Here is a 16,809-nt window from a genome sequence, read left to right as displayed (position 1 = left end):
CGAGCGGCATCGCACTCCATTTCAAAATCATCCGTGTCGTTGTTGCTTCGCCTTGTCGTGCCTTAGCACTGCCTGCGGCTTCGCGCCTTGACACAAATGGTTTTGAAACGGAATATTGAGCGCCGCTCGATGGTAAAAAAGAGGACTGGCCCGATTTTACCGAGCCCGCCAGTTTGGCCTGCAGCCGCCTCTGTCAGAGCGACATTTGCACGCGTATACGTGCTGGATGCGCCGCCAACTAACTCGGCAGGCTGGAGGTGGCAGGCTTGTCGATGCCCAATTCAGCCAGCTCTGCGTCTGTGAACACCCGCGACCGGGTGTGAAAAGCCTTGCCCTCGGGGCCTTCGAGCGAAAACGTGCCGCCAAAGCCCTCAATCACGTCGATGATCAGTTGTGTGTGTTGCCAGTACACGTATTGGGCTTTGCCAATGTAAAACGGGCAGCCGCCGATGTCGCCCAAGTACACGTCGCCCGCGCCCATGGTGATTTCGCCGGGCAGGTAGCAGTTGGCCGCGCTGTTATCGCAGCAGCCGCCGGACTGGTGGAACATCAGCGCCGGGCCGTGTTTGGTTTTCAGGAAGGCGACGAGTTCAAGTGCGGTCTCTGTGGCGATGACTTTGTTAACCATGAGGTACTCCCAAGGTGTTTGGCACAGGTGCTGAGCTGTTGCCCCTGATCGATAAAAAGAACACGGTAGCGTTAAGCGGCGTGCGTTGGGTCACTGACGAAGCGTGGACTTGGGGTTTTGCCAAATCAAGGAGCAGGCTTGGGGTGCACCCCAAGCCGGGGGACATTCGCGTAATCAGACACCTAACGCGCGCCGCGGGATTAAACCAACTGGTTTCCCAGGTTAGAAGAAACCCAGCTTGTTCTCGTTGTAGCTCACCAGCAGGTTCTTGGTCTGCTGGTAGTTGTCCAGCGCAATCCTGTGGGTTTCGCGGCCAATGCCGGACTCTTTATAGCCGCCAAACGTGGCGTGGGCGGGGTAGGCGTGGTAGCAGTTGGTCCAGACGCGGCCAGCCTTGATGGCGCGGCCCATGCGGTAGGCGACGTTGCCGTTGCGGCTCCAGACACCGGCGCCCAGGCCGTACAGCGTGTCGTTGGCAATTGCCAGCGCTTCGGCTTCGTCCTTGAAGGTGGTTACGGCCAGCACCGGGCCAAAGATTTCTTCCTGGAAGATGCGCATCTTGTTGTGGCCTTTGAACAGCGTGGGCTGCACATAAAAGCCTCCAGCCTCATCACCGGTCAACTGCGCTTGTGCGCCGCCAATCAGCACCTCTGCGCCTTCCTGCCTGCCCAGATCAAGGTAAGACAAGATCTTGGTCATCTGCTCTTTGCTGGCCTGGGCGCCCATCATGGTGGCGGTGTCCAGCGGGTTGCCTTGCACAATGGCTGCCACACGCTTCAAGACGCGCTCCATGAAGGCGTCGTAAATGCTTTCCTGAATCAGCGCGCGGCTTGGGCAGGTGCAAACCTCGCCTTGGTTGAAGGCAAACAGCACCAAGCCTTCCACGGCCTTGTCCAGAAACGCATCGTCCTTGTCCATGATGTCGGCAAAGAACACGTTGGGCGATTTGCCACCAAGTTCCAGCGTGGCTGGAATCAGGTTATTGGCTGCAGCCTGGGCGATGACGCGGCCGGTGGTGGTGGAGCCGGTGAAGGCAATCTTGGCAATGCGCTTGCTCTGCGCCAGTGGCATGCCGGCTTCGCGGCCATAGCCGTTGACGATGTTGAGCACACCTGGGGGCAGGACGTCGGCTATCAGCTCGGCCACCACCAGCATGCTGACCGGGGTCGATTCGGCGGGCTTCAACACCACGCAGTTGCCTGCACCAATGGCAGGCGCGAGTTTCCAGGCGGCCATCAGGATCGGGAAGTTCCACGGAATGATTTGGCCCACAACGCCCAGAGGCTCATGGATGTGGTACGCCATGGTGTTCTCGTCAATCTCGCTGATGCCGCCTTCTTGCGCCCGCAAGCAGCCGGCAAAGTAGCGAAAGTGGTCGACCGCCAGCGGAATGTCGGCGTTGAGCGTTTCGCGGATCGGTTTGCCGTTGTCAACGGTTTCGACATAGGCCAGCAACTCCAGGTTGGCTTCCAGGCGGTCGGCAATTTTCAGCAGGATGTTGGAGCGTGAGGCGGCATCCGTCTTGCCCCAGGCAACGGCTGCGGCATGCGCGGCGTCCAGGGCCAGTTCAATGTCTTCGGCGCCTGAGCGGGCCACCTTGGTATACACCTTGCCGGTGGTCGGGGTGACCACGTCAAAGTACTGGCCCTTGACGGGCGCGACAAACTTGCCGCCGATGAAGTTTTCGTACTGGGTTTTGAAGGCGTGCTTGGCGTCAGCAGTGCCGGGGGCTGCGTAGATCATGTGTGTCCTCTTTATATAACTTGTTTCGATGAACCGATGTCCCTTGCGGGAGAGTTATCTTAAACAGGTTAGTTGCCAAGCACATGCCAATCACAGTGATGACCTCACTAGATTGCGCCAGCGCGCGGACGACGCTGGCTCTGCGCGGTGTTGGCTGCTAGGCCGCCACCGGCAGGCGCATCAGGTAGTCAAACGCGCTTAACGCGCCCTTGGCACCGTCGCCTGCGGCGATGATGATCTGTTTGAACGGCACGGTGGTGGCGTCACCCGCAGCGAACACGCCCGGCAGGGACGTAGCGCCCTTGGCATCCACTACGATTTCGCCGTGTTTGGAGAGTTCCAGCGTGCCCTTGAGCCACTCGGTGTTGGGCACCAGGCCAATCTGCACAAAGACACCGGCCATCTCCAGGTGGTGTTCTTCGCTACTGGCGCGGTCCTTGAAAGTCAGGCCGTTCATCTTCTGGCCGTCGCCGGTGATCTCAGTGGTCTGGGCGTTGACGATGACGGTGGTGTTGGGCAGGCTTTGCAGCTTGGTGACCAGCACCGCGTCGGCGCGCAGTTGGGTGTCAAACTCGATCAGCGTCACATGCTCCACGATACCCGCTAGGTCAATGGCTGCTTCCACGCCGGAGTTGCCGCCACCGATCACACCCACGCGCCTGCCCTTGTACAGCGGACCGTCGCAGTGCGGACAATACGCCACGCCTTTGTTTTTGTACTCCTGCTCGCCGGGTACATTGACATTGCGCCAGCGCGCGCCGGTGCTCAGAATCACGGTTTTGCTCTTCAGCGAGCCGCCGTTGGCCAGCTGCACTTCGATCAAACCGCCTGCCTGCGCAGCTGGGATGAGTTTGTCAGCGCGTTGCGAGTTCATGATGTTGACGTTGTAGGCCTTTACATGCGCTTGCATTGCGGCGGCAAATTTTGGACCCGTGGTCTCGGTCACCGAGATGAAGTTCTCGATGCCCATGGTGTCATTCACCTGTCCGCCAAAGCGCTCGGCGGCGATGCCTGTGCGAATGCCTTTGCGGGCGGCGTACACAGCGGCGGCGGCGCCAGCGGGGCCACCGCCGACGATCAATACGTCATAGGGTGCTTGCGCGTTGAGCTTGGCCGCATCACGTGCCGCAGAACCAGTGTCGAGCTTGGCCAGAATTTCTTCGACGCTGATGCGCCCGGAATTAAACAGTTCGCCATTCAAAAAAACCGACGGCACCGCCATGACTTGGCGCTGGGTAACTTCATCCTGAAACAGCGCGCCGTCAATCACCGTGACCTTAATCTTCGGGTTGTTGATCGCCATCAGGCTCAAGCCCTGTACCACGTCGGGGCAGCTATGGCATGACAGCGACATGTAGACCTCGAAATTGAAGTCGCCATCCAGCGACTTAATTTGTTCAATCACCTCGGGTTCGACCTTGGGCGGGTGGCCGCCGGTCCACAACAGGGCCAGCACCAGTGAGGTGAACTCATGGCCCAGCGCAATAGCGGCAAAACGCAGGCTGGTGGCAGTGCCAGTGCGGTGCAGCGAAAAAGAGGGCTTGCGATCGTTGTCGCCGTCCAGACGCAGACTGATCTTGTCAGACATGCCGTCGACTTGTTGCAGCAGCTGTTTGAGCTGGTTGGAGCTGTCTGAGTCGCTCAGGCTGGCGATGATTTCAAACGGAAGGATAACGCGCTGCAGGTAGGCAGCGAGTTGGGTTTGCAGGTCTTGGTCGAGCATAGTGAATTCCCTGTACTATAAGTTAGATAGCTACTCACGCCCTAAGGGTAAGGGCTGGAAGCCAATTTCTTGTATAAAAAAAGCCGGACACCCAAGGGCCTGTGCTGCCTTGGTTTGGTCCGGCCAGTGGCGCACCCGCGTGCGCCATTGCAGCGGTGGCTTGACTTAGATCTTGCCGACCAGGTCCAGAGACGGCTTCAGGGTGGCGTCGCCTTCTTTCCACTTGGCGGGACACACTTCACCCGGGTGGCTGTAGGTGTACTGGGCGGCCTTAACCTTGCGCAGCAGTTCATGGGCGTCGCGGCCAATGCCGTTGTCATGGATTTCGCAAAGTTTGATCTCACCTTCGGGGTTGATCACAAACGTGCCGCGCAGTGCCAAGCCAGCTTCCTCAATCATCACTTCAAAGTTACGGGTGAGGCGGCCGGTGGGGTCACCGATCAGCGGGTATTGCACCTTCTTGATGGCTGGCGATGTGTCAGCCCAGGCCTTGTGCGAGAAGTGGGTGTCGGTGGACACGCCATAGATTTCCACACCGAGTTTGGAGAACTCAGGATAGGCATCAGCCAGATCTTCAAGTTCGGTTGGGCACACAAAGGTGAAGTCGGCTGGGTAAAACACCAGCACCGACCACTTGCCCATGAGGCTTTGTTCGGTGACATCAAAAAACTTGCCGGCTTGGTAAGCAGTGGCTTTAAAAGGCTGGACTTGGGTATTGATCAAGGACATGTAGAACTCCTGAGTGAATGAAAGGGTGAAAAATGAATCAGCGGGTCAATGAACATGTCGGCGATCTTCGCAAACCGCCGATAGGCCAAATCATAGCGGGCTCCTATCGTTTTCATGATGCATTATTTATAAGCTATTGATAGCCTTTCTTTATCACCGCTGTCACGATAATGCCGCAGCAAGCCATTTGCCGTCCGCTATCGACTCTATGCCGACGCGATAGCGACCGGATCTCAACCTTATCACAGCCTTACCAGACGGAGGTGTCATGCTGTTTTTACTCTCACCTGCCAAATCACTTGACTACGACACCCCGGTGGGTGACGTGCCGCATACGCAACCGCAGTTTGTGCCGCAATCAGCCGAACTTATTGAGATTCTTCGGCAAAAATCCCCGCAAGACATTGCCCGGCTGATGCACCTCAGCGACACCTTAAGCGGTCTGAATGTGGCGCGCTACCAGGCCTGGTCGCCCAAATCCACCGCCAAAAACGCCAAACAGGCGGTGCTGGCTTTCAACGGTGACGTGTACGCAGGGCTGGACGCCAAAACGCTGCGCCCCGAGGCGCTGGCTTGGGCGCAAAACCATGTGTGCATCCTGAGCGGTCTCTACGGCGTGCTGCGCCCGCTGGACTACATGCAGCCCTACCGGCTGGAGATGGGCACCCAGCTGGCCAATCCGCATGGCAAAAACCTGTATGAGTTTTGGGGCACGCAGATTGCCGAGCACCTCAATACCCGCCTGAAGAAGGACGTGGCACCGGTCATCGTTAATCTGGCCTCGGTCGAGTATTTCAAGGCGGTGGACCGCACGGCTCTGAAGGCACGCGTGGTGGCGTGTGTGTTTGAGGAATTCAAGGCTGGCAAATACAAGATTGTGAGCTTTTACGCCAAGCGCGCACGTGGGCTGATGGCGCGTTTTGCCGCCACCCACGCACTCACCCGCCCAGAGCAGCTCAAGGCGTTTGACCTGGATGGCTACACCTTTGACGCTGGTGCCTCGGAGCCTGACAGGCTGGTGTTTCGCCGTGGCGGCTGAGACCGATCTTATATATAAAATCGTGCTCTAGCCCTTATAGAACAAGCGCTGACCGCTACAAAAAACAAAGTAAATATGAGCATCATTCGTTCTTCCCCGCTGGGCCAAACCACCCCCTACGCTGACCAGTACGACGCCACTCTGCTGTACCCAATAGCCCGCGCTCCGCAGCGAGACGCCTTGGGCTTGAGCGCTCGCTTGCCGTTTCTCGGTGCCGATCTGTGGACGGCGTTCGAGCTGAGCTGGCTCAATGCACGCGGCAAGCCGCAGGTGGCGCTGGCACACATCACCGTGCCGTGCGAGTCGGCCAACATGATTGAGAGCAAATCGCTCAAACTCTACCTGGGCAGTTTCAGCAACAGCCGTTTTGCCGATGCGGCCGAGGTGTTGACGCACTTGCGCACTGATTTGAACGAGGCCGCCTGGCGCGGTGCGGTGGTGCAAAGCAGCGTCGGCGTGAAGCTGATTGCCGCCGAACAGTTTGACCGTGAGCCGCTGTATGAACTTGATGGCCTGAGTCTGGACCGGCTGGATCTGGACTGCGACGCCTACACCCCCGCAGCGCAATTGCTCAGTTCCCAGACCGATGAAGCCCCGGTGAGCGAGGTGCTGACCAGCAACCTGCTCAAAAGCAACTGTCCGGTCACCGGGCAGCCGGATTGGGCCAGTGTGCAGATCAATTACTTTGGCCCGCAGATTGACCAAGCCGGTCTGCTGCGCTACATCGTCAGCTTTCGCAACCACAACGGGTTTCACGAGGACTGTGTAGAGCGCATGTTCATGGACATCCAGACGCGTTGCCAGACACACAAGCTCAGTGTTTATGCGCGCTACACGCGCCGTGGCGGGCTGGACATCAACCCGTTTCGCACCAGTTTCCCGCAAGCGCTACCGGCCAATGTGCGCACCGGGCGGCAGTGACCACCAGCCTGGAATGACCTCATCACAGCCGTCTTTCAGCTTTTGACGACCGGTTAGTGCTAACTAAATTGATAGCTTCCTGCGCTTTGTAGATAAGGGATAAACGGCATTTTGATGCTCAAGTTCGTAGCGTGGGCAGCGCCGTGCCTTTGGGAACAAATGCCAGCGCCACGCCGTTGTTGCAGTAACGAAGCCCAGTTGGCTGGGGGCCGTCTTTGAACACATGACCTTGGTGGCCACCGCAGCGCACGCAGTGGTACTCGGTGCGCGGGTAAATCATTTTGAAGTCGGTGCTGGTGCCCAAGGCGCCGGCCAAAGGCTGCCAGAAACTGGGCCAGCCGGTGCCGCTTTCGTACTTGTGGGCGGCGTCAAACAGCGGCTGGTTGCAGGCGGCGCAGACAAAGGTGCCGGGGCGCTTTTCTGCGTTGAGTGCGCTGCTGCCTGCGCGCTCGGTGCCGTGGTCAAACAGCACGTCGTAGGCGCTAGCGGAAATCAGCTTGCGCCACTGCGCCTCCGACTTGGTCACAGCAAATGCCGCGGCCGCTGAGGCTCGCTCTGCCAGCGCTGCGACGCCGAGCCAGCCAGCCAGACTTTTCAAAAGGGTTCGTTTTTTCATCATGGTCGTGTCCTTGGTGATGGACCCGATAGGTCGACCGGGTGAGCAAAATCTTACAGGGCTAACGCCTCCAACGTGGCGTAGACCAAACAAATCCCCAATCGCTGAGTACTCTTTAAAACAGAGCTGCCAGCCCTTTATCTAAAAGGGCTAGGGGCCGATATGCGCTGAAAGTTTCAGCAAGTCTGCGGCGGGTACGGGGCGGCCAAAGTAGTAGCCCTGAAAGGCGTCGCAGTCCATCGCGGTGAGCAGTTGGCACTGCTCGGCGGTTTCTACGCCTTCGGCAATCACCGTCATGCCCAAGCTGTGGCCCAGTGCCACCACGGTGCGGGCAATCACCGCGTCGTTGGGGTCGGTCAGCAAATTTCGCACAAAAGACTGGTCGATTTTGAGTTGTGCCAGTGGCAATTGCTTCAGGTATGACAGGGACGAGTAACCGGTGCCAAAGTCATCCAGCGAAAAGCTCACCCCCAGCGCCTTGATCGCGTTCATTTTGGCCACGATGGAGGCCATGTTTTTCACCAGCATGCTCTCGGTGAGCTCCAGCTTGAGGCGTCGCGGGTCGGCACCGGTGGTTTTCAGCACAACGGCCACATGGGCGACGAACTGCTCGTGCGCAAACTGGCGCGCACTCACATTCACCGCCACCGTCCAGTGCTTGGTGTCAGGCTGGCTTGCCCAGCGCGCCAGCTGCTGGCAAGCTGACTCCAGTACAAACTGGCCCAGCGGCAGGATCAGGCCGTTTTCTTCGGCCAGCGGGATGAATCTGGACGGCGGCACCTGGCCGTGCTTGGCGCTGACCCAGCGCGCCAGCGCTTCCACGCCAATGATCTGGCCTTGCTTGTTGACCTGCACCTGGTAGTGCAACACAAACTCTTGCTGCTCCAGGCCCAGGCGCATGTCCTGCTCAAACGCTGCGCGTGCCAGCGCTTGCGCCTGCATGCTGGGGTCAAAAAACCGGATGGTGTTGCGGCCCGCTGCTTTCGCCTGGTACATGGCTGCATCGGCTTTTTTGATGACATCGCTATGGCTGGACGCACCTTCCTGAAACACCGAAATGCCAATGCTCGGGGTGCTGGCGTAGTGGGTGCCAAACAAGGTGTAGGGCTCGCTCAGGCGCTGCGCCATTTTTTTAGCCACAATTTCGGCGTAACGGGCGGCCTCCAGTGTCGTCACCGCAAAGGTTTCCAGCAGCACCATGAACTCATCACCACCGACGCGCGCGACGCTGTCGTTTTTGCGCACACACAGCAGCAGCCGCTCGGCCACTTGCATCAGCAGCGCGTCGCCCACCTCATGCCCCATCAAATCGTTGATGCCTTTGAAATGGTCCAGGTCGAGCAGGATCAGCGCGCCAAAGCACTGCTTGCGCCCCGAATTCAGCAGCGCCTGCTGGAGCCGGTCCGTCAGCAGGCGGCGATTGGGCAGGTTGGTCAGGGCATCGTAAAACGCCAGTTGATGGATGAGTTTTTCGTCTTCCTGTCGCTGGGACAAGTCATGCGCCACCACATACACGGCTGGCTCGCCGTCGTACTGGATCGACATGCTCTGGATCTCGACCAAGGCGATAGTGCCGTCCAAGCGCATCAATTTTTCTTCACGCAGTTGCAAGCTGCTGCCCTGCTCCATGGCCATCAGGGCGCGCTCCAGCGCCACTTGTCGGTCATCCAGGTGCAAAAAGTCACCGATGTGCTTGCCCACAATCTCGCTGGCCGTGCGCCCGTGCAGCAAAGCCACCGCCGCCGGGTTGACGTAAAGCAGTTTGCCGTTGCGGTGCACTGCCACTGCCTGCGGCGCCCATTCCACCAGGGTGCGGTAGCGCGACTCACTTTCACGCAGCGCCGCCTGCTGGCTGGCCAGCAGCTCAAGCAGGTGCGCGTCGCCTTCGACTGCCGGGCGGCGTGTTGGTTCTGTCGGCTGGGGCGCTGTGGTCATTGGGTGAGTCAAAGGTGCAAAGGCATTGATCTTATGCGAGTGGCCTGCGCCATGGGGCAGGCAGGTAGTGGGCGCTGTGTCAATCAAACAGACCGGGCTCTGACGCTATGCAAGATGTAGCTTCTGGCGCTTTATTTATATGCTCTAGAGGCACTTTTGATGCGTTATTTTCGTGTTCACTCAAGCGTTGCAGCGAGGCCACCCGCACCCCCAGCAGACGCAGGCGTTGGGTCAGCGGCACGCGCTTGAGGCACTGGCCAGCCACCTGGCGAATAGTTTTTGCATCGCTCACGTAGCTGTCTTGCGTCTGGTCGCGGGTGACACTTTTGAAGTCGTCAAAGCGCAGTTTGATGCCGATGGTTTTGCCCACATAACCCTTGCGGCGTAAATCATCCGCCACCTGCTCGGCGAGCCGGGTGAAGATGGCGCCAAGCTCGGCCTTGTCCTTGACGGGATGCAAGTCGCGCTCAAAGGTGGTTTCGCGGCTGATCGAGACCGGCTCGCTCTCGGTGACGACGGGGCGCTGGTCCTGGCCGTGGGCGGCATCAAACAGCCAGGCGCCAGTTTTCTGGCCAAAGTGGTCAATCAGCCAGTCCAGCTCTTTTTGCGCCAGCTCACCAATGATTTTGATGCCCAGGCGCTGCAGCTTTTCGTCGGCCTTGGGGCCAATGCCGTTGATCTTGCGACACGCCAGCGGCCAGATTTTGCTTTGCAAATCTGCGTCGAACACGATGGCGATGCCGTTGGGCTTGTTGAATTCGCTGGCCATTTTGGCCAGCAGCTTGTTGGGCGCCACACCCACCGAACAGGTCAGGCCGGTTTCTAGGAGAATCGTTTTCTGGATCAGCCGGGCCAGCACCCGGCCGCCCTCGCGCTGGCCGCCGGGTACCTCGGTAAAGTCGATGAAAACCTCGTCTACACCCCGGTCCTCCATGACCGGCGCTATATCCAAAATGATGTCTTTGAACGCGCGTGAGTAGCGCCGGATCTCGGCAAAGTCCACCGGCAGCAGGATCGCCTCGGGGCAGAGCTTGGCGGCCTTCATCAGCCCCATGGCCGATCCCACGCCCGATTGGCGCGCCGCGTAGGTGGCTGTGGTGATCACGCCACGCCCGGTGTAGTCCGCCAGCCGGGGAAAATCGGCGATTGGAATGCGCTTCAAGGGTATATCGGCATGGGCTTGCAGCAAGGCGTTGTCCTCTGAGCGTTTTCCACCCCCAATCACCACCGGCAGTCCCTTGAGCTGGGGGTAGCGCAGCAGCTCCACCGAGGCGAAAAACGCATCCATGTCCAGGTGCGCCACGCGCCGGGGCAGACATTTCGGTGGTGTCAAAGGGGTGTGCAAGCTCATCACCGGTGAGGATACCGCGCTGCAGCACCCGTCTGGCGCACTCGCCAGCGTGGCTACAAACAACTCTAGTGCGCTAAATCAGTGTTTTTAAATGCCTTAACGGTTAAGCTTAATAAGATTTATAAATCGTCAATAGGTATTTCCATGGATAAACATTTCCTGACGTCGTTGTTTTCTCCTGACTCCATTGCCGTGTTTGCAGGTAAAGCCGACGAGCCTGAGTCGCAAACGCCGCAGGCGCGCGCGCTGCACCGGGCCATCACGGCCCAGCAATACAGCGGCAAACTGGTTTTTCTGGACACCCATGCCAGTGGCACCCTGGCAGACTTGGCCAATACCCAGGCCGATCTGGCCATCATCGCCTTGCCGCCCAGCGAGGTGCCTGCCGCTCTGGAGCTGGCCGGTCGCATCAAATGCCGCTCGGCATTGGTGATCTCCAGCGGTATTGACGCGGCGATGGCAGCAGAGCTGCACAAGCAGGCCTCGCGTGACGATATTTATCTCTTGGGCCCCAACTGCCTGGGTTTCCAGCGGCCGCATTTGATGCTGAACGCCAGCGTGGCCGGACCCCTGTCGGCGCCGGGGCCGCTGGCACTGGTGTCGCAGTCTGGCGCGCTGACCTCGTCGATTCTGGACTGGGCGCGCAAAAACGCGGTGGGTTTCTCCGCCGTGGTGTCACTCGGCCCGAATACAGCGGTGGATATGGCGCAGGTGCTGGACTTTTTGGCGTCCGACGCCAAAACCCACAGCATCGTGGTTTACATGGAAGGCATCACCAACGCCCGGCGCTTCATGAGCGCGCTGCGCGCTGCGGCCAGCGCCAAGCCGGTGGTGGTGCTCAAGGCAGGGCGCAAACAGGCGGGCAACCGCGCCGCGCTGACCCACTCGGGCACCATTGTGGGCACCGACGAAGTGTTTGATGCCGCTTTGCGCCGCGCTGGTGCAGTGCGGGTGCGCTCGTTTGTTCAGTTGTTCTCTGCGGCAAAATGTTTGGCTTCGCGCTACAAACCGGTGGGCAAGCGTCTGGCCGTCGTCACCAACGGCGGTGGACCCGGTGTGCTGGCCGCCGACTGGGTGAGCGAAATCCGTTTGCAACTTGGCCGCCTGAAACCCGAAGAAGCCGCGGCGCTCAAGCCGATGATGCCGCCCATGGCCACTTTCAGCGACCTGATTGACGTGTCGGAAGACGCCGGGCCAGAGCATTACCGTGCTGCCATTGAAGCGGCCTGCCATGCTTCGCAGATTGATGGCATTTTGGTCATTTACTCACCCAAGGTGGATATCGACGGTGACGCCATTGCCGCCGCGATTGCCGGCTTCAGCCGCCAGCTCAGCAAGCCCCTGCTGACCTGTTGGATGGGTGATGCCACAGTGGGCGATGCACGCCAGATTCTGAACGACGCCAACATCCCGACCTTTCGCACGCCCGAGTCTGCGGTGGGAGCCTTCGGCAACATCGCGTCCTTTTACCAAAACCAGCAACTGCTGCAGCAAACACCGCCGCCCTTGAGCGACCTTGCTAGCCCCGATGTGGAAGGGGCGCGCCTGCTAATCGAGAGCGTGTTGGCCGAGCGCCGCAAGGTGTTGACCGAGATGGAATCCAAGGCGCTGCTGGCGGCCTTCCATATTCCGGTGACTAAAACCATTTTGGCCCGTACCCCCAATGAGGCGATGATGATTGCCACGCAACTGGGCTTCCCGGTGGCGTTGAAGATTGATTCGCCCGACATCAGCCACAAGTCAGACGTGCAGGGCGTGGCCCTGAACGTGATGAATGCGGTGGGTGTGCGCGACGTCTTTTTGGAGATGATTCAAACCGTTACGCGGCTGAAGCCTGATGCCAAGATCAACGGCGTCACGGTGCAAAACATGTCCAACAAGCAACGTGGCCGCGAGGTCTGCGTTGGGCTGGTGACCGACGAACCCTTTGGTCCGGTGATCGCTTTTGGCGCTGGCGGCACCATGATTGAGCTGATCGACGACCGCGCTATGGAGCTACCACCGCTGAACCAGTTTCTGGCGCGTCGGCTCATTGAGCGCTCGCGCGTGGCCGAAACCTTGGGTTCGTGGCGTGGCGCCCGGGCCGCCAATGTGAGTGCGCTAGAGCAAATTCTGCTGCGCGTGTCTGAAATGGCCTGCGAGTTGCCCCAACTGCGCGAGATGGACATCAACCCCATCATCGTCGACGAGAATGGCGCGCTGGCGGTGGATGCTCGCATCGTCATTGACAACGCTGCACCCTCGGTGCGGCATTACAACCACCTGTCCATCCTGCCGTATCCGTCGCATCACGAGCAGGTGTGCCCAATGGCCGGTGGCGGCGAGTACGTGGTGCGCCCGATCCACCCCAACGACTCTCTGATGTTGCAGACCTTCGTGCGCGGCCTCTCGCCCGAGAGCCGCTATTTCAGGTTTGTGTCGAGCATGCAGGAGCTGCCCGCCAACATGCTGTCACGCTTCACCCTGATCGACTACGACCGCGAGATGGCGCTGGTGGCGGTGCACGCATCCACAAGCCTGGACGCGAACGGCCAGTCGCAGCAAACCACCCGCATCGTCGGTGTGTCGCGCTACATCACCAACCCGGACCGCAGCAGCTGCGAGTTTTCACTGGTGGTGGCCGATGACTTCAAGGGCCAGGGTCTGGGTTCCAGGTTGATGCTCTCGATCATGGACTTTGCGCGTGAAAAGGGCTTGGCCGAGATTGAAGGGCTGGTGCTGGCCAACAATGCCAACATGCTCAAACTGATGCGCGGTTTGGGGTTCAAGATCAAGTCGTTTGCGGAAGACCCAGATTTCAAACTGGTGACGCATCAGTTGCAGTCTTCCTGATTTTTCTGGCTTTTGTGGGCCGGGTTTCGCCCCGGCGGGCGAGCTACTTTCTTTTGCTTCGCCAAAAGAAAGTAGCCAAAGAAAAGGCGAGCCGACGTCAGGGCCGCTGCGCGGTGCCTTGCGCTGCTCGCAGACTGCGGGGTTCGGCTCAAACTCGCTTCGCTCAGACAATCGCCGACCCTTTTCCGCAGTCTGCTGCGCTGCTCAGCCCTGACTCAACGGCGGGGGGCGAAGAAGTCAGCAAAAGGACGCTTCGCTGCTTTTGCTCTCACACCGGGAACGTGCCGGGCAGCAGAATGCCTTTGTCCACGTTTTCAATGTTGGTGTGCCCACAAAACGCCATGGTCAGGTCGAGTTCTTTGTGGATGATTTCCAGCGCTTTGGTCACGCCTTCTTCGCCCATGGCACCCAGACCGTACAAAAAAGCGCGGCCAATGTAGGTGCCTCGGGCGCCCAGGGCGCGTGCTTTGAGCACGTCTTGGCCGCTGCGAATGCCGCCGTCCATGTGCACCTCAATGTCTTTACCTACAGCATCGACGATGGCGGGCAGGGCGCTGATGGAGCTGGGCGCGCCGTCGAGCTGGCGGCCGCCGTGGTTGCTGACAATCATCGCGTCAGCGCCGGAGTTGACCGCCAGGCGTGCGTCTTCTGCGTCCTGGATGCCTTTGATGATGAGCTTGCCGCCCCAACGCTTTTTGATCCACTCCACGTCGTTCCAGCTCAGGGCCGGGTCAAACTGCTTGGCGGTCCACTCGCTCAAACTGCCCATGTTTTCCACGCCCTTGACGTGGCCGACGATGTTGCCAAAACCGTGGCGTTTGGTGCCGAGCATGCCCAAGCCCCAGCGCACCTTGGTCATCATATTGATGATGTTGGGCACGGTCAGCTTGGGCGGCGCTGACAGGCCGTTTTTGAGGTCTTTGTGGCGCTGGCCGAGGATTTGCAGGTCCAGCGTGATCATCAGCGCTGAGCAGTGTGCGGCTTTGGCGCGGTCAATCAGGCGCTCAATGTAGTCGCGGTCACGCATCACATAGAGCTGAAACCAGAACGGGTGCCCGCCAGTTTCGTTCGCCACGTCTTCGATCGAGCAGATACTCATGGTCGACAGCGTGAATGGAACGCCAAACTTCTTCGCGGCGTTGGCGGCCTTGATTTCACCGTCAGCGCACTGCATGCCGGTCAGGCCGGTAGGCGCAATCGCCACCGGCATGGCGACTTTTTGGCCGATCATGGTGCTGGCGGTGCTGCGGTTTTCCATGTTGATGGCCACGCGCTGGCGCAGCTTGATCGCCTGAAAATCAGCCGAGTTGGCACGATAGGTGCTTTCAGTCCAGCTGCCGGAATCGGCATAGTCGTAAAACATGCGTGGCACACGCTTTCTGGCCAAAATACGCAGGTCTTCAATGTTGGTGATCACTGGCATAAACAATGGCTCCTTAGAAGGCTCTGCATGTTACGGGCGCACCGGTTTGTTTGTTTTGAAAAGTGACCATGGCCGCATGAAATTAATTTTGGGCGCTTTGGGCGCTCTGTGTATGAAAGTCAATAAATGCAAAAAACAGATGTGTTGATCGTTGGCGCCGGTATGGCGGGGGCCTCGGCGGCTTATTTTTTGGCACCGCACAGCCAAGTGACACTGCTGGAATGGGAATCACAGCCCGGCTACCACGCCACCGGGCGCTCGGCAGCGCTGTATTCGGAAACCTATGGCAATGCCACGGTACGCGCCATCACCACCGCCGCCAAGGCGTTTTACTTTCATCCGCCTGAGGGTTTTTCGCCGTATCCGCTGGTCACACCGCGCGGCTCGCTGATTGTGGGAACACTGCAGGATCATGGTGCCTTGCAAGACTTGTTGCACACCATGCAGGCGCTGGTGCCGAATGTGCAGTGGTGGTCCCAAGAGCAGATCCTGCAGCGGGTGCCGGTGCTGCTCCCCGAGTTTGCGGCATGCGGCATCTTTGAGCCCGACGCGATGGACATGGATGTGCACGGTATTCACCAGGGTTTTTTACGTGGTGCCAAAGCCGCCGGGGCCAAACTGGTGTGTGATGCCCAGGCGCAGTCTGTCACCCGTGAAGCGGGCGGCTGGCGTGTCGACACCCCGGCGGGCAGCTTTTGGGCGCCGGTGTTGGTCAATGCGTCTGGTGCCTGGTGCGACGAGATTGCCAAGCTGGCAGGTGTGGCCCCGGTCGGGCTGCAGCCCAAGCGGCGCACCGCTTTCACCTGTGATGCCCCCGGTTTTGATATTGCGCTGTGGCCGATGGTGATTGACGCGCAGGAGAGTTTCTATTTCAAGCCCGATGCCGGCGTGCTGCTGGTGTCCCCTGCCAACGAAGACCCGGTCGACGCGCAGGACGTGCAGCCGGAAGAACTTGACGTGGCGATTGCCGTGGATCGGCTCGAAACCGTGACCAAGCTGCAGATCCGCAAAATCAAGCGCCAATGGGCCGGGCTGCGCTCGTTTGTGGCAGACAAAACCCCGGTGGTGGGTTTTGCAACAGATGCGCCGGGCTTTTTCTGGCTGGCGGGCCAAGGCGGCTACGGCATCCAGACCGCGCCTGCCATGGGTGAACTGGCGGCAGCGTTGGTGCGGGGCTTGCCCGTGCCAGACGGGCTGGCAGCGCTAGGTGTGCAGGCGCAGCATGTGTCGCCGGCGCGTCCGGGTTTGGGTGCAAGCGATTGAGGTTTTTAAGGAAAATAGGCCTCTAGCCCTTTAGGAATAAGGGCAGGTAGCTATTAAGTTTGAATTTCTGCCGTCACCGAAATACTGGCACTGATTTTCAGCATCATCACGTTCGGTGATGCTTGGATGCAATCCCATCGCATAGCTTCTCAAGTTCGACACTGTTTTTCCGAATTCCTGGTTTTCCCGCCCTGGCTTACCAATGAATTCAACCACTTACGTTGATTTTCTGGTTGAAAGCAAAAAGTGCATGTAGTGGCACGTTTCATTTGGTGGGTAGTTTTCGTTTTTTCTGACTTGCGCTACACTCAGCGCCATGTTCATCAAAGTCACCCAGTCTGGCGGTCGCCGCTACGCCCAGTTGGTGGAGTCCTTTCGCAATGATGAAGGCAAACCCCGCCAGCGCACCGTCTGCACCCTGGGTCGTCTGGAGTCCGGCGGCGACGTTGACACCCTGATTGCCTCCTTGCAACGCGCCCGAGGTATTGCCCCTGCTGCGTCTGCACTTGATGACCTGCGCTTTACTGACAGTCGCCATGCTGGTGACATCTGGGCCTTGTCTGAACTCTGGCGAACCTTGGGCTTTGATGATTTGGCGACTTCTTG

At 59.2% G+C, this 16,809-nt stretch carries 12 protein-coding genes and 1 pseudogene; 5 read left to right on the top strand and 8 right to left on the bottom strand.

Annotated features, from left to right (window positions below; all coding sequences use genetic code 11):
• Positions 1-238 precede the first annotated feature (238 nt).
• The 4 genes from BLL52_RS00065 to ahpC form a co-directional block, all read right to left on the bottom strand.
• Complete coding sequence (locus BLL52_RS00065) at positions 239-628, bottom strand: DUF779 domain-containing protein (RefSeq protein WP_075584719.1); 390 nt, start codon at positions 626-628, stop codon at positions 239-241.
• A gap of 222 nt (positions 629-850) precedes the next feature.
• Positions 851-2,371 (bottom strand): acetaldehyde dehydrogenase ExaC, encoded by a 1,521-nt coding sequence (gene exaC / locus BLL52_RS00060; protein ID WP_075584718.1) that lies wholly within the window; start codon positions 2,369-2,371, stop codon positions 851-853.
• A gap of 157 nt (positions 2,372-2,528) precedes the next feature.
• A complete protein-coding gene (ahpF, locus tag BLL52_RS00055; protein ID WP_075584717.1) occupies positions 2,529-4,094 on the bottom strand; it encodes an alkyl hydroperoxide reductase subunit F in 1,566 nt (521 codons plus the stop codon).
• A 165-nt stretch (positions 4,095-4,259) separates the two neighbouring features.
• Positions 4,260-4,823, bottom strand: coding sequence for an alkyl hydroperoxide reductase subunit C (gene ahpC, locus BLL52_RS00050; protein ID WP_075584716.1), 564 nt, complete (start codon positions 4,821-4,823; stop codon positions 4,260-4,262).
• Between the two features lie 268 nt (positions 4,824-5,091).
• Between ahpC and yaaA the strand changes: the two genes are divergently transcribed.
• Both yaaA and queF read left to right on the top strand, forming a co-directional pair.
• A complete protein-coding gene (gene yaaA, locus BLL52_RS00045; protein ID WP_075584715.1) occupies positions 5,092-5,862 on the top strand; it encodes a peroxide stress protein YaaA in 771 nt (256 codons plus the stop codon).
• A 75-nt stretch (positions 5,863-5,937) separates the two neighbouring features.
• Positions 5,938-6,783 (top strand): NADPH-dependent 7-cyano-7-deazaguanine reductase QueF, encoded by an 846-nt coding sequence (queF, locus tag BLL52_RS00040; RefSeq protein ID WP_075584714.1) that lies wholly within the window; start codon positions 5,938-5,940, stop codon positions 6,781-6,783.
• 118 nt (positions 6,784-6,901) lie between these two features.
• On the opposite strand, the gene msrB is transcribed toward queF, so the two are convergent.
• From msrB to BLL52_RS00025, 3 genes are all read right to left on the bottom strand, one after another.
• The gene (msrB, locus tag BLL52_RS00035; protein WP_198930573.1) at positions 6,902-7,402 is read right to left on the bottom strand and encodes a peptide-methionine (R)-S-oxide reductase MsrB; all 501 of its coding nucleotides are present in this window, start codon (positions 7,400-7,402) and stop codon (positions 6,902-6,904) included.
• A gap of 147 nt (positions 7,403-7,549) precedes the next feature.
• Positions 7,550-9,334, bottom strand: coding sequence for a putative bifunctional diguanylate cyclase/phosphodiesterase (locus tag BLL52_RS00030; RefSeq protein ID WP_075584713.1), 1,785 nt, complete (start codon positions 9,332-9,334; stop codon positions 7,550-7,552).
• A 79-nt stretch (positions 9,335-9,413) separates the two neighbouring features.
• Positions 9,414-10,685: a DNA polymerase Y family protein gene (locus BLL52_RS00025; RefSeq protein WP_083633716.1), complete on the bottom strand. Its 1,272-nt coding sequence runs from the start codon at positions 10,683-10,685 to the stop codon at positions 9,414-9,416.
• 144 nt (positions 10,686-10,829) lie between these two features.
• On the opposite strand from BLL52_RS00025, the gene BLL52_RS00020 reads away from it, so the two are divergent.
• Complete coding sequence (locus BLL52_RS00020) at positions 10,830-13,517, top strand: bifunctional acetate--CoA ligase family protein/GNAT family N-acetyltransferase (RefSeq protein ID WP_075584712.1); 2,688 nt, start codon at positions 10,830-10,832, stop codon at positions 13,515-13,517.
• 268 nt (positions 13,518-13,785) lie between these two features.
• Here BLL52_RS00020 and BLL52_RS00015 read toward each other — a convergent pair whose 3' ends face one another.
• Positions 13,786-14,940, bottom strand: coding sequence for an alpha-hydroxy acid oxidase (locus tag BLL52_RS00015; protein ID WP_075584711.1), 1,155 nt, complete (start codon positions 14,938-14,940; stop codon positions 13,786-13,788).
• A 126-nt stretch (positions 14,941-15,066) separates the two neighbouring features.
• On the opposite strand from BLL52_RS00015, the gene BLL52_RS00010 reads away from it, so the two are divergent.
• Both BLL52_RS00010 and BLL52_RS00005 read left to right on the top strand, forming a co-directional pair.
• Positions 15,067-16,203, top strand: coding sequence for an NAD(P)/FAD-dependent oxidoreductase (locus tag BLL52_RS00010; protein WP_075584710.1), 1,137 nt, complete (start codon positions 15,067-15,069; stop codon positions 16,201-16,203).
• Between the two features lie 316 nt (positions 16,204-16,519).
• A pseudogene (locus BLL52_RS00005) lies at positions 16,520-16,809 on the top strand (IS1634 family transposase); the annotation flags it as partial.

The sequence above is a fragment of the Rhodoferax antarcticus ANT.BR genome (genome assembly GCF_001938565.1).
In the GTDB taxonomy this organism is placed as follows: Bacteria; Pseudomonadota; Gammaproteobacteria; order Burkholderiales; family Burkholderiaceae_C; genus Rhodoferax; species Rhodoferax antarcticus.
The sequence above is the reverse complement of the archived record's forward strand: the minus strand, read 5'-3'. Positions and strand labels throughout refer to the sequence as shown.

Coding starts and splice junctions, on each gene's coding strand:
- BLL52_RS00065 (WP_075584719.1), bottom strand. CDS start 628: ATGGTTAACAAAGTCATCGCCACAGAGACCGCACTTGAACTCGTCGCC.
- exaC (WP_075584718.1), bottom strand. CDS start 2,371: ATGATCTACGCAGCCCCCGGCACTGCTGACGCCAAGCACGCCTTCAAA.
- ahpF (WP_075584717.1), bottom strand. CDS start 4,094: ATGCTCGACCAAGACCTGCAAACCCAACTCGCTGCCTACCTGCAGCGC.
- ahpC (WP_075584716.1), bottom strand. CDS start 4,823: ATGTCCTTGATCAATACCCAAGTCCAGCCTTTTAAAGCCACTGCTTAC.
- yaaA (WP_075584715.1), top strand. CDS start 5,092: ATGCTGTTTTTACTCTCACCTGCCAAATCACTTGACTACGACACCCCG.
- queF (WP_075584714.1), top strand. CDS start 5,938: ATGAGCATCATTCGTTCTTCCCCGCTGGGCCAAACCACCCCCTACGCT.
- msrB (WP_198930573.1), bottom strand. CDS start 7,402: ATGATGAAAAAACGAACCCTTTTGAAAAGTCTGGCTGGCTGGCTCGGC.
- BLL52_RS00030 (WP_075584713.1), bottom strand. CDS start 9,334: ATGACCACAGCGCCCCAGCCGACAGAACCAACACGCCGCCCGGCAGTC.
- BLL52_RS00025 (WP_083633716.1), bottom strand. CDS start 10,685: ATGAGCTTGCACACCCCTTTGACACCACCGAAATGTCTGCCCCGGCGC.
- BLL52_RS00020 (WP_075584712.1), top strand. CDS start 10,830: ATGGATAAACATTTCCTGACGTCGTTGTTTTCTCCTGACTCCATTGCC.
- BLL52_RS00015 (WP_075584711.1), bottom strand. CDS start 14,940: ATGCCAGTGATCACCAACATTGAAGACCTGCGTATTTTGGCCAGAAAG.
- BLL52_RS00010 (WP_075584710.1), top strand. CDS start 15,067: ATGCAAAAAACAGATGTGTTGATCGTTGGCGCCGGTATGGCGGGGGCC.